The organism is Cupriavidus plantarum (genome assembly GCF_905397285.1).
Taxonomy (GTDB): Bacteria; Pseudomonadota; Gammaproteobacteria; order Burkholderiales; family Burkholderiaceae; genus Cupriavidus; species Cupriavidus plantarum.
In genome coordinates this window covers 368,754-389,314 of sequence record NZ_CAJPUX010000001.1, presented here as the reverse complement: position 1 = coordinate 389,314, position 20,561 = coordinate 368,754, and the positions used below count along the sequence as shown (strand labels likewise).

23 protein-coding genes and 1 other RNA gene are annotated in these 20,561 nt (G+C 66.2%); 10 read left to right on the top strand and 14 right to left on the bottom strand.

From position 1 onward, the window contains the following. Window positions 1–2 precede the first annotated feature (2 nt). The 5 genes from ruvA (at window position 3) to KHP16_RS01810 (ending at window position 4,020) form a co-directional block, all read left to right on the top strand. Window positions 3–584 (top strand): Holliday junction branch migration protein RuvA, encoded by a 582-nt coding sequence (gene ruvA, locus KHP16_RS01830; protein ID WP_109582068.1) that lies wholly within the window; start codon window positions 3–5, stop codon window positions 582–584. 39 nt (window positions 585–623) lie between these two features. Beyond that, window positions 624–1,715 (top strand): Holliday junction branch migration DNA helicase RuvB, encoded by a 1,092-nt coding sequence (gene ruvB / locus KHP16_RS01825; RefSeq protein WP_109582069.1) that lies wholly within the window; start codon window positions 624–626, stop codon window positions 1,713–1,715. A 163-nt stretch (window positions 1,716–1,878) separates the two neighbouring features. After that, entirely contained in the window at window positions 1,879–2,466 is a 588-nt protein-coding gene (locus tag KHP16_RS01820) for a hypothetical protein (protein WP_211959486.1), read from the top strand. A 30-nt stretch (window positions 2,467–2,496) separates the two neighbouring features. Further along, window positions 2,497–3,081 carry a BPSL1445 family SYLF domain-containing lipoprotein gene (locus KHP16_RS01815; protein WP_109582071.1) on the top strand — a complete coding sequence of 195 codons (585 nt, stop codon included), beginning with the start codon at window positions 2,497–2,499 and terminating at the stop codon, window positions 3,079–3,081. A gap of 276 nt (window positions 3,082–3,357) precedes the next feature. Beyond that, window positions 3,358–4,020 carry a queuosine precursor transporter gene (locus KHP16_RS01810; protein WP_244214707.1) on the top strand — a complete coding sequence of 221 codons (663 nt, stop codon included), beginning with the start codon at window positions 3,358–3,360 and terminating at the stop codon, window positions 4,018–4,020. Window positions 4,021–4,036: 16 nt separating this feature from the next. On the opposite strand, the gene KHP16_RS01805 is transcribed toward KHP16_RS01810, so the two are convergent. The 4 genes from KHP16_RS01805 to tyrS all read right to left on the bottom strand — a co-directional run bounded on the left by KHP16_RS01805 (window position 4,037) and on the right by tyrS (window position 7,154). Further along, window positions 4,037–4,705: a histidine phosphatase family protein gene (locus tag KHP16_RS01805; RefSeq protein WP_109582072.1), complete on the bottom strand. Its 669-nt coding sequence runs from the start codon at window positions 4,703–4,705 to the stop codon at window positions 4,037–4,039. Between the two features lie 67 nt (window positions 4,706–4,772). Next, window positions 4,773–5,426: a YbhB/YbcL family Raf kinase inhibitor-like protein gene (locus tag KHP16_RS01800; protein ID WP_211959485.1), complete on the bottom strand. Its 654-nt coding sequence runs from the start codon at window positions 5,424–5,426 to the stop codon at window positions 4,773–4,775. A 19-nt stretch (window positions 5,427–5,445) separates the two neighbouring features. After that, window positions 5,446–5,916, bottom strand: a complete 471-nt coding sequence (gene dtd, locus KHP16_RS01795; RefSeq protein WP_109582074.1) for a D-aminoacyl-tRNA deacylase — start codon at window positions 5,914–5,916, stop codon at window positions 5,446–5,448. Further along, on the bottom strand, window positions 5,913–7,154 hold the full coding sequence (gene tyrS, locus KHP16_RS01790; RefSeq protein WP_109582075.1) for a tyrosine--tRNA ligase: 1,242 nt from the start codon (window positions 7,152–7,154) through the stop codon (window positions 5,913–5,915). The genes dtd and tyrS overlap by 4 nt, the downstream gene beginning before the upstream one ends. A gap of 240 nt (window positions 7,155–7,394) precedes the next feature. Here tyrS and KHP16_RS01785 point away from each other — a divergent pair, with 240 nt between their 5' ends. Further along, window positions 7,395–8,786, top strand: coding sequence for a M23 family metallopeptidase (locus KHP16_RS01785; RefSeq protein WP_109582076.1), 1,392 nt, complete (start codon window positions 7,395–7,397; stop codon window positions 8,784–8,786). Window position 8,787: 1 nt separating this feature from the next. Then, window positions 8,788–9,933, top strand: coding sequence for an anhydro-N-acetylmuramic acid kinase (locus tag KHP16_RS01780; protein WP_121491975.1), 1,146 nt, complete (start codon window positions 8,788–8,790; stop codon window positions 9,931–9,933). Between the two features lie 54 nt (window positions 9,934–9,987). Here KHP16_RS01780 and erpA read toward each other — a convergent pair whose 3' ends face one another. The 5 genes from erpA to rplM all read right to left on the bottom strand — a co-directional run bounded on the left by erpA (window position 9,988) and on the right by rplM (window position 12,810). Further along, window positions 9,988–10,356 carry an iron-sulfur cluster insertion protein ErpA gene (erpA, locus tag KHP16_RS01775; RefSeq protein ID WP_109582078.1) on the bottom strand — a complete coding sequence of 123 codons (369 nt, stop codon included), beginning with the start codon at window positions 10,354–10,356 and terminating at the stop codon, window positions 9,988–9,990. Between the two features lie 109 nt (window positions 10,357–10,465). Next, a complete protein-coding gene (locus tag KHP16_RS01770; protein WP_109582079.1) occupies window positions 10,466–10,927 on the bottom strand; it encodes a bactofilin family protein in 462 nt (153 codons plus the stop codon). 48 nt (window positions 10,928–10,975) lie between these two features. Continuing rightward, window positions 10,976–11,764, bottom strand: coding sequence for a DUF6776 family protein (locus tag KHP16_RS01765; RefSeq protein ID WP_211959484.1), 789 nt, complete (start codon window positions 11,762–11,764; stop codon window positions 10,976–10,978). Between the two features lie 213 nt (window positions 11,765–11,977). Continuing rightward, window positions 11,978–12,370, bottom strand: a complete 393-nt coding sequence (gene rpsI / locus KHP16_RS01760) for a 30S ribosomal protein S9 (protein ID WP_109582081.1) — start codon at window positions 12,368–12,370, stop codon at window positions 11,978–11,980. 11 nt (window positions 12,371–12,381) lie between these two features. Next, window positions 12,382–12,810, bottom strand: coding sequence for a 50S ribosomal protein L13 (gene rplM, locus KHP16_RS01755; RefSeq protein WP_109582082.1), 429 nt, complete (start codon window positions 12,808–12,810; stop codon window positions 12,382–12,384). 549 nt (window positions 12,811–13,359) lie between these two features. On the opposite strand from rplM, the gene KHP16_RS01750 reads away from it, so the two are divergent. Then, window positions 13,360–13,782 carry an OsmC family protein gene (locus KHP16_RS01750; RefSeq protein ID WP_109582083.1) on the top strand — a complete coding sequence of 141 codons (423 nt, stop codon included), beginning with the start codon at window positions 13,360–13,362 and terminating at the stop codon, window positions 13,780–13,782. A gap of 25 nt (window positions 13,783–13,807) precedes the next feature. On the opposite strand, the gene rnpB is transcribed toward KHP16_RS01750, so the two are convergent. From rnpB to KHP16_RS01725, 5 genes are all read right to left on the bottom strand, one after another. Further along, an RNA gene (gene rnpB / locus KHP16_RS01745) (RNase P RNA component class A) lies at window positions 13,808–14,147 on the bottom strand. A 15-nt stretch (window positions 14,148–14,162) separates the two neighbouring features. Further along, complete coding sequence (locus KHP16_RS01740) at window positions 14,163–14,951, bottom strand: DUF3025 domain-containing protein (RefSeq protein ID WP_211959483.1); 789 nt, start codon at window positions 14,949–14,951, stop codon at window positions 14,163–14,165. A 7-nt stretch (window positions 14,952–14,958) separates the two neighbouring features. After that, window positions 14,959–16,002, bottom strand: coding sequence for a dihydroorotase (pyrC, locus tag KHP16_RS01735; RefSeq protein WP_109582085.1), 1,044 nt, complete (start codon window positions 16,000–16,002; stop codon window positions 14,959–14,961). Further along, the gene (locus KHP16_RS01730) at window positions 15,999–17,369 is read right to left on the bottom strand and encodes a glycerate kinase type-2 family protein (RefSeq protein WP_179592748.1); all 1,371 of its coding nucleotides are present in this window, start codon (window positions 17,367–17,369) and stop codon (window positions 15,999–16,001) included. Before KHP16_RS01730 ends, pyrC begins: the two co-directional genes overlap by 4 nt. An 11-nt stretch (window positions 17,370–17,380) precedes the next feature. Next, the gene (locus tag KHP16_RS01725; protein ID WP_115953798.1) at window positions 17,381–18,454 is read right to left on the bottom strand and encodes a tartrate dehydrogenase; all 1,074 of its coding nucleotides are present in this window, start codon (window positions 18,452–18,454) and stop codon (window positions 17,381–17,383) included. Window positions 18,455–18,604: 150 nt separating this feature from the next. Between KHP16_RS01725 and KHP16_RS01720 the strand changes: the two genes are divergently transcribed. Beyond that, window positions 18,605–19,435, top strand: coding sequence for a class II glutamine amidotransferase (locus tag KHP16_RS01720; RefSeq protein ID WP_109582087.1), 831 nt, complete (start codon window positions 18,605–18,607; stop codon window positions 19,433–19,435). Between the two features lie 109 nt (window positions 19,436–19,544). Continuing rightward, the gene (locus KHP16_RS01715; RefSeq protein ID WP_244835618.1) at window positions 19,545–20,558 is read left to right on the top strand and encodes a Bug family tripartite tricarboxylate transporter substrate binding protein; all 1,014 of its coding nucleotides are present in this window, start codon (window positions 19,545–19,547) and stop codon (window positions 20,556–20,558) included. Window positions 20,559–20,561: the final 3 nt, after the last annotated feature.

Genomic DNA, 20,561 nt, shown 5'->3' with positions numbered 1-20,561 from the left:
CCATGATCGGACGCATTGCCGGCACGCTCATCGAGAAGAATCCCCCGCATCTGCTGGTCGACTGCCACGGCGTCGGCTATGAAGTCGATGTCCCGATGAGCACGTTCTACAACCTGCCGCAGGTCGGCCAGCCCGTCACGTTGCTAACGCAGCTGATCGTGCGCGAGGACGCCCATCTGCTGTATGGCTTCGGCACCGCGGCGGAACGCAATACCTTTCGCGAGCTCATCAAGATCACGGGCATCGGCGCGCGCATGGCGCTCGCGGTCTTGTCCGGCATGTCGGTCACGGAGCTCGCGCAGGCCATCACGCTGCAGGAGGCCGGCCGCCTGACGCGCATTCCGGGTATCGGCAAGAAGACCGCGGAACGGCTGATGCTGGAACTCAAGGGCAAGCTCGGCGCGGAACTCGGCCATGCGCCGGGGGGCACGCCAGTGGCGGACTCGGCCGTGGACATCCTCAACGCGCTGCTGGCGCTCGGCTACTCGGAAAAGGAAGCCGCTCAGGCGACGAAGCAGGTACCGGCCGGCACCGGCGTCTCCGATGGCATCAAGCTCGCCCTGAAGGCGCTGTCCAAGGGTTGAGGGGCCTGACCCGGCAGGCTGGGCGAGTAGAATAGCGCCATGATCGAAACCGACAAGCTCACTGGCGCCGACCGCGCCCCCGAACGTGCTTCCGAACGCGTGATAGCGGCGACGCCCGCTTCCACGCAGGAAGAAGCGTTCGAGCGCGCGCTGCGCCCGAAGCTGCTGGACGAGTACGTCGGGCAGGAAAAGGTCCGCAGCCAGCTGGACATCTTCATGCACGCGGCGCGCAATCGCCGCGAGGCGCTCGACCACGTGCTGCTGTTCGGCCCGCCGGGCCTCGGCAAGACCACGCTGGCCCACATCATCGCGCGCGAGATGGGCGTCAGCCTGCGCCAGACCTCCGGCCCCGTGCTCGAGCGGCCGGGCGACCTCGCCGCGCTGCTGACCAACCTCGAAGCCAACGACGTGCTGTTTATCGACGAGATCCACCGGCTGTCGCCGGTCGTCGAGGAAATCCTGTATCCGGCGCTCGAGGACTACCAGATCGACATCATGATCGGGGAAGGGCCGGCCGCGCGCTCGGTCAAGCTCGACCTCCAGCCGTTTACGCTCGTCGGCGCGACCACGCGCGCGGGCATGCTGACCAATCCGCTGCGCGACCGCTTCGGCATCGTGGCGCGGCTCGAGTTCTACACGGCCGAGGAGCTGTCGCGCATCGTCATGCGTTCCTCGCAACTGCTTGGCGCGCGGATCGATGCGGATGGCGCGCTCGAGATCGCCCGCCGCGCACGCGGCACGCCGCGTATCGCCAACCGCCTGCTGCGGCGCGTGCGCGACTACGCCGAGGTCAAGGGCGACGGCACCATCACGCGCAAGATCGCCGATGCGGCGCTCGCGATGCTCGACGTCGACAGCGTCGGCTTCGACCTCATGGACCGCAAGCTGCTCGAGGCCGTGCTGCACAAGTTCGGCGGCGGCCCGGTGGGCGTCGACAACCTCGCGGCCGCGATCGGCGAGGAGCGCGACACCATCGAAGACGTGCTCGAACCCTACCTGATCCAGCAGGGCTATCTGCAACGCACGCCGCGCGGCCGCGTGGCCACGGCGTCCGCCTACCGCCACTTCGGCCTGGCGTCGCCCCAGAGCGGCGGCGCCCAAGCAGGCGGCGAACTCTTTGACGCACCCTGAGGCTCCCGGGTCGGGCAGGAATGCCTCCCGGAAGCAGTCACTGAGTTAAACGATTTAGGATTCGCCGCAAATTTTTTCGAAGTGGATTGCCGGCCCCTGCCCGGTTGTCCACAATGGTCTGCATCGGCTCCCAATCACTCGCGCCTCGGCGCCCGATGCAACCATGGTTCCCTTGTTCCGCCTTACCTCCCTTTCCCTGCTTGCCGCGCTTGCGCTCGGCGCCGGCGCCGCGCAGGCGCAGCCGAAGACGCCGCCGGCCGTCGGCCTCGCGGAGGAAGCCGTCATCAGCGGCAAGGTCATCGACATCGATCCCGACACCAAGGCCGTGCTCGTGCAGGGCCCGCGCGGCAACGTCGTGGAACTCGTGGCGGGCGACGAGGCGCGCAACTTCGGCAACATCCGCAAGGGCGACATCGTGACGCTCACGCGCGGCGCGGCCGTCGTCGCCCAGCTCGAGCCTGTGGGCAGCAAGGACGTCGCGATGGCCGAGCAGGTCGATCGCACCTCGCGCGCGGCCGAAGGCGGCAAGCCAGGCCTGACGCGAGAGGTCACGACCACCGTCACGGGCCAGATCACGAGCGTCGATGCCAAGGCACGCACGGTCACCTTCCGCGGGCCGCGCGAGAACCTGCGCACGGTCAAGGTGCAGGATCCCGCCATCGATCTCGCATCGATCAAGGTCGGGCAGATGGTCAAGATCGTACTGCGCGAAGTCATCGCCATCAGCGTCAAGTCGCCGTCCGCGGGCTAGGCCGCAACGGCTCATCAGAGGAGGTCAGCCATGAATCGACGTCAGTTCGTGACGCGCGTCACGGGATCGGGTCTTGTCGTCGCCACCGCATTCGCGGCGGGCTGCACGACCACAGGGACGGACGCACCAGCCGATGCCCCGGCGAAACGCGAGGAAATCAATGCTGGTGTCGACGGCGCGCTCAACCGGCTCTACGGCTCGGTGGACGGCGCGCGAGAACTCGGCGCGAAAGCGCAAGGCATTCTCGTGTTCCCGCGCGTGTTGTCGGCCGGACTCGGCATTGGCGGTTCGTATGGCGACGGTGCGCTGCGCGCCAAGGGCTCGACGGTGGGCTACTACCGCACCATCTCGGCCTCGGTGGGGCTGACGGCCGGCGGTCAGTCGAAGGCGCTGATCATCATGTTCATGACGCCCGAGGCGTACAACAAGTTCGTCCAGAGCAGCGGCTGGACCGTGGGCGTCGACGCCAGCGTCGCGCTTGCCAAGGTCGGCGCCAATGGCAAGATCGACACCGTCACGGGCCAGCAGCCCGTGATCGGCTTCGTGCAGACCAACGCGGGGCTGATGTTCGATGCCTCGCTCGACGGTTCGAAAATCAGCAAGCTTTCGCTGTAACGATCCGTCGCTTCCCACGCGCGCCCGACGGTATCGCATCAGGTATCGCAGGGTGTCGCATTAGCGTATCGTTTCACGGTGGCCTCCCCACGGGCGGGCCACCGGGTATCTCCAGTTCCGGGCATAATCGCGCGAAAACGCCCCGGACCGGACCCCGAGATGCCCGAACCCATCGCCACCCCAAGCACGTCTCCTGCTGGCTCGTCCCACGCCGCCTCGCCCGGTACGCATCCCCCCTCCCATACCGGCCGCGTCTATCGCTATTACGACCTTGTGATGGTGGCTTTCGTCACGGTCCTGCTGTGTTCGAACCTGATCGGCGCGGCCAAGGCGGCGCAGGTCACGCTACCGGTGATCGGTACCGTGACCTTCGGCGCGGGCGTGCTGTTCTTCCCGATCTCGTACATCTTTGGCGACGTGCTGACGGAGGTCTACGGCTACGGCCGCGACCGGCGCGTGGTCTGGGCGGGATTCGCCGCGCTGGCGTTCGCGACGTTCATGAGCGTGGTCGTGCTGAATATGCCGGTGGCGCCGTTCATGGCGGACTACCAGAAGAGCCTGCAGGACGTGTTCGGCAATACGTGGCGGATCGCGCTCGGTTCGCTGATTGCCTTCTGCTGCGGCAGTTTCACCAACAGCTTCGTGCTGGCGAAGATGAAGCTCTGGACGGGCGGCCGCTGGCTATGGTCGCGCACGATCGGTTCGACGCTCGCGGGCGAGCTCGTCGATTCTTCGCTGTTCTACGTCATCGCCTTCTACGGCATCTGGCCGCTGCACGAGGTCATCCAGGTCGCCATCGCCCAGTACGTGCTGAAGACCGCGTGGGAAGTCGTGATGACGCCCGTGACCTACAAGGTCGTGAACTTCCTCAAGCGCGCGGAGAACGAGGACTGGTTCGACCACCACACGAACTTCACGCCGTTCCGCCTGCGCGTCTGAAGCGGGTCATCCCCGCTTACGGCACGCGGCGATCCACCTCGTCGAGCGTCATCGCCGCGAGGTGGCTCACGTCACCCCATTGCAGCAGCGTCAGATGCGCGCTGTCGCAGCGCAGGCGATTGACGCTGGCATTGAGCAGTTCATGCTGGCGCGGCGCTTCCAGCGTCATACCCGTGGCCTCGCGATAGAGGCAATCCAGCACGCCGCCATGCGCGACCAGCGCGATGCGCTCGCCCGGGTGCCGGCGCGACAGCGACAGCGCGATCTCTACCGCGCGATCCTGGAATTCGCGCAGCGATTCGCCGCGCTCGGGCGCATAGTCGGGCACGCGCGCCTGCCAGCGCGCGAAATCCTCGGGGCGCTGCTCGGAGACCTCCGCATAGGTCATCCCCTCGAGCACGCCATAGCAGCGCTCGCGCAGCTGACGCTCGGAACGCACGGTCTGCCCCAGGGCCTCGGCCAGCGGCGTGGCGGTCTGCATCGCGCGGCCGAGGTCGCTCGAATACACGGCGTCGATCGGCTCCCCGGTGAGCGCCTCCGCCAGCGCGCGCGCCTGCGCGCGGCCCGTCTCGTTCAGCGGGACGTCGAGCTGCCCCTGCAGGCGCCGCTCGCGGTTCCAGGCCGTCTCGCCATGACGGATCACGATCAGGTGGGTAAAGGCCAGCGGCCCGGTGCTTAACGACATGCCATTTCCTTTTGGGGGCGGCTTTTCTGGTGCAGCCTTTTCCTGAGCAACTACGGGGGCCGCTTGTTCAGGCCCGAGCGATGAGCTTCGGGTTCAGCGTGTACGTGCCCGTGTAGCTCGCCTGGCCGAGCACGTGGCCCTGGATGGCGTCCAGCACCTGCGCACCCGTGAAGCGGCCCTCTATCGGCAGACGGTCGATATCGAGCGCGTACACCGTGAACACGTAGCGATGCGGGATCGTGTCGTTCCACGGCGGGCACGGACCGTCGTAGCCGTAGTAGTCGCCCTTCATGTCCGGATCGTTCGCGAACCAGTTCGTGTAGTCGTTCACTCCGTGACGGAGGCCGCCCGCGGTCGCGGTGCCCACCAGCGCGTCGGGGCCCGGTTTGCCGCGCGCGATCACGCCGTCGCTGTGCGTGCCCGCGGAAATCGTGTTCAGGCCAGGCGGAATGTCGATGAGCACCCAGTGGAAGAACCCGACGCGCGGCATCGACGCCGGAATCTCGCGCCCTTCCTTGTTCACGTCATCAGCCTGGCTCGGCACGTCCCGCTCGTGGCAGATGAGCACGAACGAGCGCGTGCCGTGCGGAATGTCGTCCCAGTGGAGGTCGGGATTGCGGTTCGTGGACAGCGTCACGTGCGTGGCCGCGTCGGGCACGCAGAAGGCGAACTCGCCGGGAATCGGCGCGTTGTCGGCGAAAGCCTTGCTCCAGAGTTTCATCGAGTGCTCCTTCTTGAGTTCATGCCGCGTTGCCCGGAGGCACGCGCAGCCAGAATGTCACGGGACCGTCGTTGGTCAGGCTGACCTGCATCATCGCGCCGAATTCCCCGGTCTCGACCGTCGGATGGGCGGCGCGCGCGCGGGCCACGAAATGATCGTAGAGCCGGCGGCCGTCCTCGGGCGACGCGGCGGGCGTGAAGCTGGGCCGCGTGCCGCTGTTGGTATCGGCGGCGAGCGTGAACTGCGATACCACGAGCAGCCCGCCCGCCTTGCCCTGCCCGTCGATGTTCTGAACGGACAGGTTCATCTTGCCCGCGTCGTCGGAGAACACGCGGTAAGCGAGCAGCTTGGCCAGCAGGCGTTCGGCCTGCGCCTCGCCGTCGCCGCGCTCCGCGCAGACGAGCGCCAGCAGTCCCGCGCCGATCTCGCCCGTGACGCGGTCGCCAACGGTGACGCGCGCCTGCGACACGCGCTGGATCAGCGCGATCATGCCAGCGTGATGCGTGCGAAGCGGCGCTTGCCGACCTGCACCACAAACGTCCCCGCTTCCACCTTCAGACCCTTGTCGGCGACAGGGGTGCCATCGATCTTCACGCCACCCTGCTCGATGTTGCGGTTGGCTTCGGACGTGGAGGGCACGAGGTTCGCCTGCTTCAGCAACTGGGCGATGCCGAGCGGCGCGCCCGACAGTCGCACTTCGGGAATGTCGTCCGGAATGCCGCCGCGCGCGCGGTGGTTGAAGTCCTCGAGCGCGCGATCGGCCGCCTCCGCGCTATGGAAGCGCGTGACGATTTCCTGCGCGAGCGCCACCTTGCAGTCGCGCGGATTGCGGCCCAGCGCGATCTCCTGCTTCATCAGGTCGATCTCGCTCATCGGGCGGAACGACAGCAGCGTGAAGTACTGCCACATCAGGTCGTCCGAGATGCTCATCAGCTTGCCGAACATGTCGTTCGGGGCTTCAGTCACGCCGATGTAGTTGTTCTTCGACTTCGACATCTTCTCTACGCCGTCCAGCCCCACGAGCAGCGGCATGGTCAGGATGCACTGCGGCTCCTGTCCGTACTCCTGCTGCAGCGCGCGGCCCACCAGCAGGTTGAACTTCTGGTCCGTGCCGCCGAGCTCGATGTCGGCCTTGAGCGCGACCGAGTCGTAGCCCTGCATCAGCGGATAAAGGAACTCATGGACCGAAATCGGAATCCCAGACCGGAACCGCTTGGTGAAGTCGTCGCGTTCCATCATCCGCGCCACCGTGTACTTGGCCGCGAGCTGGATCATGCCTCGCGCGCCGAGCGGATCGCACCATTCGCTGTTGTAGCGGATCTCGGTGCGGTCCGGGTCGAGCACGAGGCTCGCCTGGCGGTAGTAGGTCTGGGCGTTGGCCTCGATCTGCTCGCGCGTGAGCGGCGGACGTGTGGTGTTCCGCCCAGACGGATCGCCGATGGTGGAGGTGAAATCGCCGATGAGGAAGATGACCTGATGGCCGAGGTCCTGCAGCTGGCGCAGCTTGTTGAGCACCACGGTGTGGCCGAGGTGGATGTCCGGCGCGGTGGGGTCGAGACCGAGCTTGATCCGGAGCGGCACGCCCGTGGCCTCGCTGCGCGCAAGCTTCTGCGCCCACTCGGCCTCGATCAGCAGTTCGTCGCAGCCGCGCTTGGAGATCTCCAGCGCCTGCATCACCGACGGTGTCAGGGGATATTTGGCCGCGACGGCCGGGGAAACATCAGTCATGACGTAAGTCGTTGAAATACATGGAAAATCCGCGCTGGCAACCAAAATTTTCTCTGGTATAATCCGCGCTTTCTATGTCGCCGTAAGCAGAGACCCATGAGTCTCGCGTGCCAGGCGGCAAACCGCCATTGTAGGGTAGGCGGCAAACAATCAAGGCCGTGCCGCACCTCGGGGGAGGAAGGCAGACGACACACATCGTTGCGGACGCGTGCCCGTTACACAAAGAGTGAATTTTACGTGATGTGGTCCAGACTCCGCGAAGTTTTCGCGCGCGAGCTGGTGGTGCTCGTCGACCCCACCAATCCCTTGCATGCGCGCCGGCGCAAGCAACTGACGGCTTCCGTCGGTACCGTGTTCACGCTCGGCATGGCCGCGGCGATGGGCGTGGCCCCGCGCAATGCCTATGACGATCCCGAGGCGCCCCGGGTCCAGGAATCCATGCGCCTGCCCGACCTGCAACAGCAGCTCGCGCAGCTCACCGACGCCGAGAGCGATGTCTATATCCGCCAGGAGCACATGCAGCGCGGCGACACCATCGCCGCCCTGCTCCGCCGCCTCGGCGTGGACGATCCCGACGCGCAGTCGTTCATCGTGAAGAACCGTACCGCGCGCGGCCTCTTCGACCTCGCCCCCGGTCAGATCGTGCAGGCGCAGGTCGATGAGGACAACCTGCTGGTGTCGCTGCAGGCCAACCTTGGCGGCGATGCCGCCTCGTCCCGCGAGCTCGTGATCGAGCGCGTGGCGCCGTCCCGGCCGCAGGGCGAGTACACGTACAAGGCCCGCGTCAACACCGTCGACAACGATCTGCGCTACGAGATGGCCTCCGGCGCGATCGACGGGCGCGGCTTCTTCAAGGCGATGGACGCGGCCAACGTGCCCGACGACATCGTCGCGCAGATGATCTCGATCTTCTCGGGCGTCATCGACTTCCATCACGACATCGCCAGCGGCGACCGCTTCCGCATCATCTTCGAAGCTGGCTTCCGCGACGGCACGTTCGTGCGCAACGGCCGCGTGATCGCCGTCGAGCTCATCAACCGCAATTCGCTGCATCAGGCGCTGTGGTTCGCGCCGGAAGATGGCGGCCAGGGCGGGTACTACACGTTCGATGGCCGCAGCATGAAGCGCCCCTTCCTGCGTTCGCCGATCGAGTTCTCGCGCGTGTCGTCGGGCTTTGGCGGCCGCGACCATCCGCTCCATCATCAGTGGGCACAGCACAAGGGCGTGGATTTCGCGGCGCCGCAGGGCACGAAGGTCTTCGCGTCCGGCGACGGCACCGTGGACTTCGTGGGCCAGCAGAACGGCTACGGCAATATCGTCGTGCTCGAGCACGCGGGCGGCTATTCGACCTACTACGCGCACCTGTCGCGCTTTGCCACGCTGCGGCAGGGTCAGCACGTGTCGCAGGGCGAGGTCATCGGCTACGTCGGCCAGACGGGGTGGGCGACCGGCCCGCACCTGCACTACGAGTTCCGCTACAACGACGTGCCGCAGAACCCGCTGACCATTACGCTGATGGAAGCGCCGGCGCTGACCGGCAAGGCCCGCCAGGAATTCCTGAGCTACACCAGCAACATGCTTGGCCGCATCAACGCGCTGCGCACCTACAACGTCCTGACCGCCGCCAACTGACATGACCGCCCCGTCCGCCGTGCCCACGGATTGCTATATCGGCCTGATGTCGGGCACCAGCATGGACGGCGCGGACGGCGTGCTCGTGGACTTGTCCGGGCCGCGCCCCGTCGTGCGCGCGGCCGCGCACGAACCGTTTCCGCCCGCCCTGCGCGAGGCGTTCGGCGCGCTCCAGCAACCCGGCGACGACGAGATCCATCGCGAGGCCATGGCCGCGAACGCGCTCGCCCGCGTGTACGCGGCCTGCGTGGCCACGCTGCTACGCATGGGGCAGACCCGTGCCGACGCGGTCACCGCCATCGGCGCGCATGGCCAGACCATCCGTCATCGTCCGGGCCAGTACGACGGCATCGGCTACACGCGGCAGAGCCAGCATCCGGCGCTGCTGGCCGAGCTGACCGGCATCGACGTGGTGGCCGATTTCCGCAGCCGCGACATCGCGGCGGGCGGCCAGGGCGCGCCGCTCGTGCCGGCCCTGCATGCCGCGCTATTCGGCGCGCCCGACGAGACGCGCGTGATCTGCAATATCGGGGGCATCTCGAACATCAGCATCGTGCCGGCAGCCGAAACCCGGCGCCCGGTATCGGGCTTCGATTGTGGCCCCGGCAACGCGCTGCTCGACGACTGGGTCCAGCGCCATCGCGGCGTGCCGTTCGACGAGGACGGCCAATGGGCCGCGTCCGGCCGCCCCGATGCCGCGCTGCTCGCCCGCTGCCTCGACGAACCGTATTTCCGCATGCCGCCGCCCAAGAGCACGGGCCGCGACCTGTTCCATCGTCATTGGCTGCAGAATTGCCTCGATGCGAGCGGGGCGCGCGCCCCGGCGCCCGTCGATGTACAGGCCACGCTCGCCGTGCTGACCGCGGAGGCCATCGCGCGCGATGTTCGGCGCCATGCGGCCGACGCGCGCCGGCTGATCGTCTGCGGCGGCGGTGCGCGCAATGGCTTCGTCATGCGCCAGCTCGCGCTGGCGCTGCCCGGCGTGGCCGTGCAGACGACCGACGATTTCGGCGTTCCCGTGTCGCAGGTGGAGGCGATTGCGTTTGCGTGGCTGGCGCGCCAGTGCGTGCATCGCGCGCCCGGCAATGTGCCGACCGTTACCGGGGCCGCGGGGCCGCGCGTGCTTGGCGCGATCTATCCTCGCTGACAAAAAAAAACGCACCGTACGGTGCGCTTTTTTTATGCGAAGGACTGGCGTCGATCAGACCGAGAACGACGAACCGCAACCGCAGGTCGTGGTGGCGTTCGGGTTCTTGATCACGAACTGGGCGCCGTTGATGTCTTCCTTGTAGTCGATCTCGGCGCCAACCAGATACTGGTAGCTCATCGAGTCGATCAGCAGGGTGACGCCGTTCTTGTCCAGCGTGGTGTCGTCTTCGTTGACGTCTTCATCGAACGTGAAACCGTACTGGAAGCCGGAGCAGCCACCGCCCTGCACGAACACGCGCAGCTTCAGGTCGGCGTTGCCCTCTTCCTCGATCAATTGCTTGACCTTGTCGGCCGCACTGTCAGTAAAGACGAACGGTGCCGGCACGTCCTCGGTGACGGGTGCCTCTGCGACTGCGTTCATGGGGGGTTCTCCTAGTTAGATACGCTCGTATTCTAAGCGCTACGGAAAGATCGTGCCGAAACCCCTCGCATTCAAGGGGCACTGGTGCGGAAAGCCTGATGTCCGCTGCTCATGCAGCCTCGGGCGCGTCCGGCTGGGACACGTCCTTGCGGTCGGCTTCGACCAGTTCGGCGGCCACCGCCGCCGGGGCGGACAGGTTCGGCAACGCCTTCGGCTCGCCCTGCGCCAGCGGCACCAGACGGCCCTCGACGAGGGCGCCCTGATGCATCTCCAGCGCTGCGTAATGCACTTCTCCATAGACACGCGCATTGGGCTGGAGTTCGAGCAGTTCCGCCGCGTGTACCGGGCCCGTCACACTGCCGTTCAGGATGAGATGACCGACGCGCACTTCCCCTTCGATCACGGCCTTTTCGCTCAACACGAGCATGCTCGGCTTGCCCTCGGTACCTGTCACGTTGCCGCGCACCCGGCCATCCAGTCGCAATCCCCCGGCAAATGTCACGTCGCCCACGATCACGGCATCCGCGCCGATCAACGTGTCGATGGACAATCCTTTCTTTTTCGAGAACATGTTGTTTTCTCCTGAATCCTGCTTCCTGCGTCCCGCTTCCGCGCTGCCCTACGGCGTGGCCGACTGCGTCGCCCGCACCTGTCCGTTCTGGACGATTCGTACCGACACCGCGCGGATCTCCGCGTCCGGCGGCACCGCGAGGTCGCCCTCGAGGCGCTGGTAGTGCTGGAACTTCACCTTCGGCAGCGCGGCGCCGCCCGCTTGCGGCACCGTCAGTGTCAACGGCTTGCCCGCACGCATCGCCGACACCGTGAACTCGAGGCTGCCCTGAAACTCGGGCTGCGGCACGAAGGCGCGCGACCCGCCCTGCATGACCAGCAGCCGGTAATGCACGGCGTGCGGCTGCGCCTCGTCACGCGCCACGCGGAAACTCCGCACATGCACGCCCGACGTACCCGACGTACCCGACATATCGTCGGCAGCCGGCAGCAGCGTCTCGAAGAACCCGAGGTCCTCCTTCAGCTGCGCGGTCTCCGCCTCCGCGGCCTTCAACTGCTCCGCGAGCCGTTCCTGCGCGGCGCGGGCCATGCGCAACTCCGCCTCGACCGTGTCGGCGCCCGCGCGCAGCCGGTCCCGTTCGTCGGTGGCGGCTTTCAGCTGGGCCACCAATTCGGCCTGCGCAGGCGCCGGCTGCGGCGCACGCGCTTCGAGAAGCTCGGGCGTCCGGTGCGCCGGCACCGTACGCTGTCCAGCGTCGTACGCCCACCAGGCCGCGCCCGCCCCAACGGCGAGCAGCAGCACGGCACCGAGTGCCGAGCTACGCCACGGACGGTGCGCGCGAATCACGGCCCGCGAACCGCGCAAGCCTCTGCGTGGGCGCAGCGGCCGGTATTTCATGCGATCTCCTGCAACTGCGCCGCGAATGTCTCGGCGGGCGTGCATTATCCCTCCAAATCCATGACAGGCGCGGGATTTGGCAACACTTTCAGATGATTCGGCGAAATTGCCACGTTTTGGGTCAGAGACAGACCGCAAAAAAAAAACCGCACGCCAGGCGTGCGGTTTTTTTGTCCTCGCGGCATCCGGAGAACCGGATGCGACGATGGCGCATTAACGCTTCGAGAACTGCTTCCGGCGACGTGCCTTGTGCAGACCGACCTTCTTACGCTCGACTTCACGCGCGTCGCGGGTCACGTAGCCTGCCTTCGACAGGGTCGACTTCAGCGTTGCATCGTAGTCGATCAGGGCACGGGTGATACCGTGGCGCACGGCACCGGCCTGGCCGGTTTCGCCACCGCCGTTCACGTTGACCTTGATGTCGAAGGTCTGCGCGTGAGCGGTCAGCTCCAGCGGCTGACGCACGATCATCAGGGACGTTTCGCGAGCGAAGTATTCCTGAATGGGCTTGCCGTTGACGATGATGTCGCCCTTGCCCGACTTGATGAAGACACGAGCCACAGCGCTCTTGCGGCGGCCAGTACCGTAATTCCAGTTACCGATCATGGTTTGGCCCCTTAGATGTCCAGCGTCTTAGGCTGCTGTGCTTCATGCGGATGCTCGGCTTCGGCGTAAACCTTCAGCTTCTTGATCATCGCATAGCCCAGCGGGCCCTTCGGCAGCATGCCCTTCACAGCCTTTTCCAGGGCACGGCCCGGGAAACGCTGCTGCATCTTGCCGAACGTCGTTTCGTAGATACCGCCCGGGTAACCCGAATGGCGATAGTACTTCTTGTCTTGTTCCTTGGTACCCGTGACGCGCAGCTTCGCCGCGTTGACGATGATGATGTAATCGCCCGTGTCGACGTGCGGGGTGAACTCCGGCTTGTGCTTGCCGCGCAGTCGGCGTGCCACTTCGCTGGCAACACGGCCGAGGACCTTGTCCGTCGCGTCAATCACGTACCAGTCGCGCTTTACCTCATGAGGCTTGGCGGAAAAGGTCTTCATGATTTTTTCCTGACTATTGAGAGTTGCCCAGTGTGACGGTCGCCGTTTTAGCGTCCTGTCTTCCGGGGGCAACGACCGGAAAAGTCGTCGATTATACTGCGAGGCCGGGAGATGGCACAAGCGAAAAAAAACCCAAGCGGCTTAGGCTTGGGTTCGAATCCACCAAAGGAGGAGGGTGGAGGAGACACTTGGAGATCGGCAGCTTTGGGTTCGGTGACCGTGGGTAGGAACCCGGTTCGGTTTCGCACACCAATGTGCTGTCGTTCAATGCTTCGAATTATACAGCCGGGTCTTGCGGGCGCAAGGGAATTTGCACTGCGAAATACGATTTCGCATTATAGAATGCTTTATGCGCCTCTAACTGCGCAGTAAAACGCTTTGTAAACAAGGACTTATCACACTTTTGCGCATGATGCGCGGCCGCGACACTAGAGTAAACCTTCCAAAAACTGCGGGAAATCCCTGCCATCCCTCGGTGGGGAGCGATGATATGGCATTGCGGAAGGCAAGATGCGCCACCCTATTGGAAACACACAAGGAACGAACAGAATGGAATGCAAAGTGACATGGATGGGCCCGGAAGGCATGAGCTTCGTGGCCCAGACCGGCAGCGGCCATATCGTGGCGATGGACGGCGCACCCGATGGGGGCGGCAATAATCTGGCCCCGCGTCCGATGGAAATGGTGTTGCTGGGGACCGGCGGCTGCACGGCCTATGACGTGGTGCTGATCCTGAAGCGCGGCCGCCAGGACGTACGTGGCTGCAGCGTCAAGCTCGAGGCCGAGCGCGCGAACGAGGACCCGAAGGTGTTCACGCGCATCAATTTTCATTTCGTGGTGACGGGCCGCAACCTGAATCCGGCGACGGTGGAGCGCGCGATCACGCTGTCGCACGACAAGTACTGCTCGGCGTCGATCATGCTGGCGAAGACCGCCGAGATCACGCACACGATGGAGATCGTGGAAGGCTGATGGCGGAGGGCCAAGGAAGGCGAAGAAGCAAAGCAGGCCGATAAGCCGGATTCTGTGCGCCTGGCCGCCTTGCGGCGGACCCGGCGTGACAACCATTCCTCTAGGCCGGTCGTTACCGACCGGCTCCAGCTCCCTACCCGCAGGCTCAGCGGGCCGCCTCGATGCCTGCCTATTTGGGATTGCTCCAGGTGGAGGTTACCGCGTTTCACCCTTCCCGCCGGGCGAACCCGATGGGAAGACTCGTCTCTGTGGCCCTATTCCGCACGTTGCCGTGGATGGCTGTTAGCCAACACCCTGCCCTGTGGAGTCCGGACTTTCCTCCCCTTGGCCGTTACCAGCCAAGCAGCGATTGTCTGGCCTGCTTTGCGGCCCGCAGTCTATCACCGACGGCGCCCGGGGCGAAATACCGATCGATCGTCGTAGTACGCGGGGTCCGCGTTATCGGCGCACCAGCCGGGAACGCCCATTACGGGCAGCGGCGCGAAGCTGCGGCCGCGCAGCGTGTCGCGTGCGGCTTCCAGCGAAGCCGCCAGCGCGCGGTCGATCGCCTCCAGCGGACTGTTCACCGGTAGCCGCAGCGGCCACGCGTGGGCCGTGACGGACTTGTACGGTGTCACCAGCTTTTCCAGCAGCGCATGGCCGAAAGGCACCACGGCACAGTCGGTGCCCCACCGCGCTCGCGCGTCCACGAATAGTGTCCGCCACTGAAAATCGCGCAATGCCGCCTCGAGCGTGGCGTCTTCGTAGAGAAAGATCACCGCGTTCTCGTCGAACAGCGTGGCCGCATCGCGTGCGCTGCCGCGGCCGCCGTCCGCGTTGCCGATTCCCGCGCGCGCGATCTCCTCCGCCTGCAGGCGGTTGAGCCATTGCTTGGTTTCGGGGAAATGGCGCCACACGAGCGCGTTGAACGCGTCGTGCAGGTTGTCGCGGGTAGGGACTTCGCCGGTGGCGAAGATATGCGATTCGTACGCGGTATCGACAGGCAGGCGGTCCTGCGGCACGAAGCGCAGCGGCAGCCCACGCGCATTGCGCAGGCCGGCCACGCGGCGGTTCAGCGTGGCGTGGAGCGGACCTTCCGCGTCCACGCCGTGCCCGATCGCGGCACCAATCTCGGCAAAGAGCCGAAACCACGGGCGGCGCCAGTCGATGCCGCGCCAGTCCTCGCGCATATGGCGCTCAGGCTGCCGAGCGGGCCTTCCAGCGCATCGTCTCGCCGGCGCGCAGCGGCACCAGCGTCGTCTCGCCGTACGGCACTTCCGTCGGCAATTCCCAGTCTTCGCGCGCGAGCGTCAGCGTGCCCGTGTTGCGCGGCAGGCCGTAGAACGCCGGTCCGTTGAAACTGGCGAAGGCTTCGAGCTTGTCGAGCGCGCCCGCGTTGTCGAACGCTTCCGCATACAGCTCCATGGCGTGCAGCGCCGTGTAGCAACCCGCGCAGCCGCACGCGTGTTCCTTGAGGCCGCGCGCGTGCGGGGCGCTGTCGGTGCCGAGGAAGAAGCGCTCGCTGCCCGACGTGGCGGCTTTTACCAGCGCCTCGCGGTGCAGCTCGCGCTTGAGCACGGGCAGGCAGTAGTAGTGCGGACGAATGCCGCCGATGAAGATGGCATTGCGGTTGTACAGCAGATGGTGCGCCGTGATGGTCGCGCCGATCGGGCCTTCCGCATCGCGCACGTATTCGGCGGCGTCTTTGGTCGTGATGTGTTCGAACACGACCTTCAGGCCCGGAAAATCGCGGCGCAGCGGCTTCATCACGCGCTCGATGAACACAGCCTCGCGGTCGAAGAGGTCGATGTCGCCATCGGTCACCTCGCCATGCACGAGCAGCGGCAGGCCTTCGCGCTCCATCGCTTCCAGCGTCTTCGCGCAGCGGCGGATGTCCGTCACGCCCGCGTCGCTGTTGGTGGTCGCGCCGGCCGGATACAGCTTGACCGCATGCACGAAGCCGCTCGCGCGCGCCGCCTTGATTTCCTCGGGCGGGAGGTTGTCGGTCAGGTACAGCGTCATCAGCGGCTCGAACGACATGCCGGCGGGCAGCGCCGCGAGGATGCGCTCGCGGTAGCCGCGGGCCTGCTCGACCGTGGTCACGGGCGGCTTGAGGTTCGGCATGATGATCGCGCGCGCGAACTGGCGTGCGGTGTCGGGCAGCACGGCCGCGAGCGCCGCGCCGTCGCGCAGGTGCAGGTGCCAGTCGTCCGGGCGGGTGATGGTCAGCGTTTGGGTCATGGTTGCAGAATCAGAATGGCGCGGTAGTCGTTCACATTGGTGCGCGTGGGCCCGGTGACCACGAGGTCTCCGATCGCGTCGAAGAAGCCCCAGGCATCGTGCGCGTCGAGCTGGCGTCGCGCGGGTGTGCCGGCGGCATCGGCCCGCGCGAGCGAGGTCGGATCGGCGATCGCGCCGGCATTGTCCTCGGAGCCGTCGATACCGTCGGTATCGGCCGCAATCGCGTGCACGCCGGGCGCGCCGCCGAGCTCGACCACGAGGGACAGCAGGAACTCGGAGCAGCGGCCGCCGCGCGCGCCGGTCGCGCCCGCCGGCAGCGTCACCGTGCATTCTCCGCCCGAAATCAGCGCCACGGGGGCGGCGAACGGCGCATTGTACGCGCGAATTTCGCGTACGAGCGCCGCGTAGACCTGCGCAACCTCGCGCGCCTCGCCCGTGACCGTGTCGCCGAGCACCACGGGTTGAATGCCATGCGCGCGGAAGACCGCCGCGGCCGCTTCGAGGCTGCCGTGGGCGGTCGCGATCATGCGATTGTCCACGCGGCCGAACAATGGGTCGCCCGGCTTCGGCGTCTCATCGATCTCCCCGCGCGCGCCGCGTTCCAGATGGGACTGGACGCTGGCGGGCACGTTGGCGCCGAAGCGGCGCAGGATGGCCAGCGCGTCGGCATAGGTGCTGGGATCGGGCACGGTCGGGCCGGACGCGATCGCGCTCGGGTCGTCGCCCGCCACGTCGGAGACGATCAGCGTCGTCACCGGCGCGCGGCTGGCCTGCGCGAGCCGGCCGCCCTGGATGCGCGAGATGTGCTTGCGCACGATGTTCATGTCGGTGATCGGCGCGCCGCAACGCAGCAGCTCGCGCGTCGTGGCCTTGAGGTCGGCCATGGAAATGCCTTCGGCCGGCAGCGACAGCAGGCTCGAGCCGCCGCCCGAGACCAGCACGATGAGCCGGTCGTTCTCGGTCAGCGCCTTTACGCGCGCGAGGATGTCCGCGGCGGCCTGCTCGCCAGCCTCGTCGGGTACCGGATGGCCAGCCTCGATCACGCGAATATGGTCGGTCGGCATGCCGTGCGCATAGCGCGTGACCACCAGCCCCTCGAGCGTGGCGCTGCCCTGGTACGCGCGCTCCACCGCGGCGGCCATCGATGCGGCGGCTTTGCCGGCGCCGACGACCAGCGTGCGGCCGCCCGCGTGCGGCGGGGGCAGATGCGCGGCGACGATCTCGAGCGGGTCCGCGGCGGACACGGCCGCGCGGAAGGATTCCCGCAGCAGCGCGCGGGCACTGTCGCGGCGCGCGTCCGGCACCGCCTCAGCGGCATGGCGTGCGGGATCGGGAGTGGGATTCGAGGTGGAGGTGGGATGGCTCATCGCGGCGCCGCTCACAGCGCCTCCGCGATCGCGCGGCCCAGATCGGCGGTATTCGCGGTGCCGCCGATGTCGCGGGTCAGCGGCGCGTGCGCGGGGCCGGCCGCCAGCACCTTCTCGATCGCGGCCAGCACGGCGGCGCCCGCCTCCGGGTGGCCGAGGTGCTCGAGCATCATGCCGCCGCACCAGATCTGGCCGATCGGGTTGGCGATGCCGCGCCCCGCGATGTCGGGCGCGGAGCCGTGGACGGGCTCGAACAGGCTCGGGAACGTGCGGTCGGGGTTGATGTTGGCCGACGGCGCCACGCCGATCGTGCCCGTGCAGGCCGGGCCGAGGTCCGACAGGATGTCGCCAAACAGGTTACTGGCCACGACCACGTCGAACCAGTCGGGATGCTGGACGAAATGCGCCGTCAGGATGTCGATGTGGTATTTGTCGACGTTGATTCCCGGGTAGTTCGCGGCCATCGCCTCCACGCGCTCGTCCCAGTACGGCATCGTGATCGAGATGCCGTTGGACTTGGTCGCAGAGGTCAGGTGCTTCTTGGGCCGTTTCTGCGCCAGCTCGAACGCGAACTTCAGAATGCGGTCGACGCCCGTCCGGCTCATCACGGTTTCCTGCACCACGATCTCGCGGTCCGTGTTCGGGAACATGCGCCCGCCGATGCTCGAATACTCGCCCTCGGTGTTCTCGCGCACCACGTAGAAGTCGATATCGCCGGGCTTGCGGTCCGCCAGCGGGCTCTTGATGCCCGGCAGCAGGCGCACCGGGCGCAGGTTTACGTACTGGTCGAACGACCGGCGGAATTGCAGCAGGGAGCCCCACAGCGACACGTGGTCGGGCATTTTCGCGGGCCAGCCCACCGCGCCGAAATAGATCGCGTCGTACTTCGTGAGCGTGTCGAACCAGTCGTCCGGCAGCATCTTGCCGTGCTTCTCGAAATACGCGTAGCTCGAAAAATCGAAATGGTCCCACTGGAAATCGATGCCGAAGCGGCGCGCGGCGGCGTCCATCGCGCGAATGCCTTCAGGCATGACTTCCGTTCCAATGCCGTCTCCGGGAATGACTGCGATCTTGTATTGGCTCATGGCGGGGGCGCTCTCAGTGTGCGTTCGGGGGGGTGAACGGGCGGGCGTGACACGCGAATGCCGCGGCGGCTTGGCAGCGCCGCGCACGCGCGTGATAATCTGCGCATTCTATTGCAAAGCGGCAGCCCCCTGCCGCGCCGGGTTCCCGCCATGTGCCAGTTGCTAGGCATGAACTGCGCCACGCCGACCGACGTGACGTTCTCCTTTACGGGCTTCGCCTTGCGCGGCGGCCTGACCGACCATCATTCCGACGGATTCGGGGTGGCGTTCTTCGAGGACAAGGCCTGCCGCCTGTTCATCGACAATCAGTCCGCCGGCACCTCTCCGGTCGCGGACCTGATCAAGCGCTACCCGATCAAGTCCAAGAACGTGATCTCTCATATCCGAAAGGCCACGCAAGGGACCGTGCGGCTGGAGAACTGCCATCCGTTCATGCGCGAACTGTGGGGCCGGCACTGGATCTTCGCCCACAACGGCGACCTGAAGAATTTCAGCCCGTTTTTGTCGGGCGTGTACCAGCCCGTGGGCGATACCGACAGCGAACTCGCGTTCTGCACGCTGATGCAGGGCCTGCGCAAGCGGTTTCCGGGCTCACAGCCGCCACTGAACGAACTGTGCCACGCGCTGGCCGACATCACGCGCGACATCACGCTGCACGGCGTCTTCAACTACCTGCTGTGCAACGGGCAGGCGCTGTTCGCGCACTGCTCGACGTACCTTTACTACATCGTGCGCCAGTGGCCGTTCTCCGAGGCCCATCTGATCGACGCGGATCTGTCGATCGATTTCGCGCAGGTCACCACGCCGGACGACCGGGTGGCCGTCATCGCCACCGCGCCGCTCACGGATAACGAGACCTGGACGCGCTTCGCCCCAGGCGAACTGATGATGTTCGAGAACGGCCTGCCGACGATGACGCTGACTGTGCCGATTCCGCCCGAAGTCCAGGCCAAGAACGCCGCCAATACTGCCTGCACCTGACCGGCAGCTTTGCGTTTTGCGAAAAACAGGTCTGCGCTAGCCACCTCTCACACCCTGCATCCGCCTGAGATACTTCGCGATCGGATTTGAACGATCAGGAGACAGAAGGATGTTGGGCTCGAAGCAGATTTCGAAGAAACGCGCGACGCTGCGGCAATGGGCATGGGGCGCCGCCGCACTGATGACGGCGATGCTGGCGGGAACCGCCAGCGCGGCCTGGCCCGAGAAGGCCGTGACCATCGTGGTGCCCTGGCCCGCCGGCGGTCCGTCGGACATTGCCGCGCGGCCGCTGTCGAAGGGCCTCTCGGAAGCGCTCGGCCAGCCGTTCGTGATCGACAACCGCGCCGGCGCGGGCGGCAACATCGGCACCAACCTCGTCGCAAAAGCCAAGCCGGACGGCTACACGCTGATGATCACGGCCAGCGGCCCGATCGTCATCAACCAGCATCTCTACAAGAAGATGCCGTTCGACGCGAAGACGGACCTCAAGCCCATCACCAACCTGCTCAAGGTGCCGCAGGTGATCGTCGTGCATCCGTCCGTGCCCGTGAACAACCTTCAGGAACTGATCGCGTACATCCGCGCGCAGAAGGGCAATTTCTCGTGGGCGTCCGCCGGCAATGGCACGACCCAGCATATGACGGGCGAGCTCCTCAAGAACATGACGAAGCTCGAGATGAACCATATCCCGTTCAAGGGTTCGGCGCCGGCCATCAACGACCTTGTCGGCGGCCATGTGCCGATGCTGATCGACAGCACGATCGCCGTGGTACCGATGATCAAGAGCGGCAAGGCCAAGGCCATCGCCGTCACGGGCAAGCAGCGCGCGTCGCAGCTGCCCGACGTGCCCACCGTCGAAGAGTCTGGGGTCAAGGACCTCAAGGGCTTTGAATCGTACGCGTGGTACGGCCTCTTCGCGCCGGCCAATACCCCCGCCGATATCGTCGCCAGGCTGGAGAAGGCGTCGCTCGACTACATGCGCACGCCGGAGTTCAAGCACGTGCTGGAGAGCGCGAGCTCGCAGTACGTGGGCAGCGATCCCGCCGCGTTTGCCGCGTTCATCAACGAGGACGCAAAGCGCTGGGCCAGGATCGCCCCGACGCTGAACCCCACGCTCGATTAATGT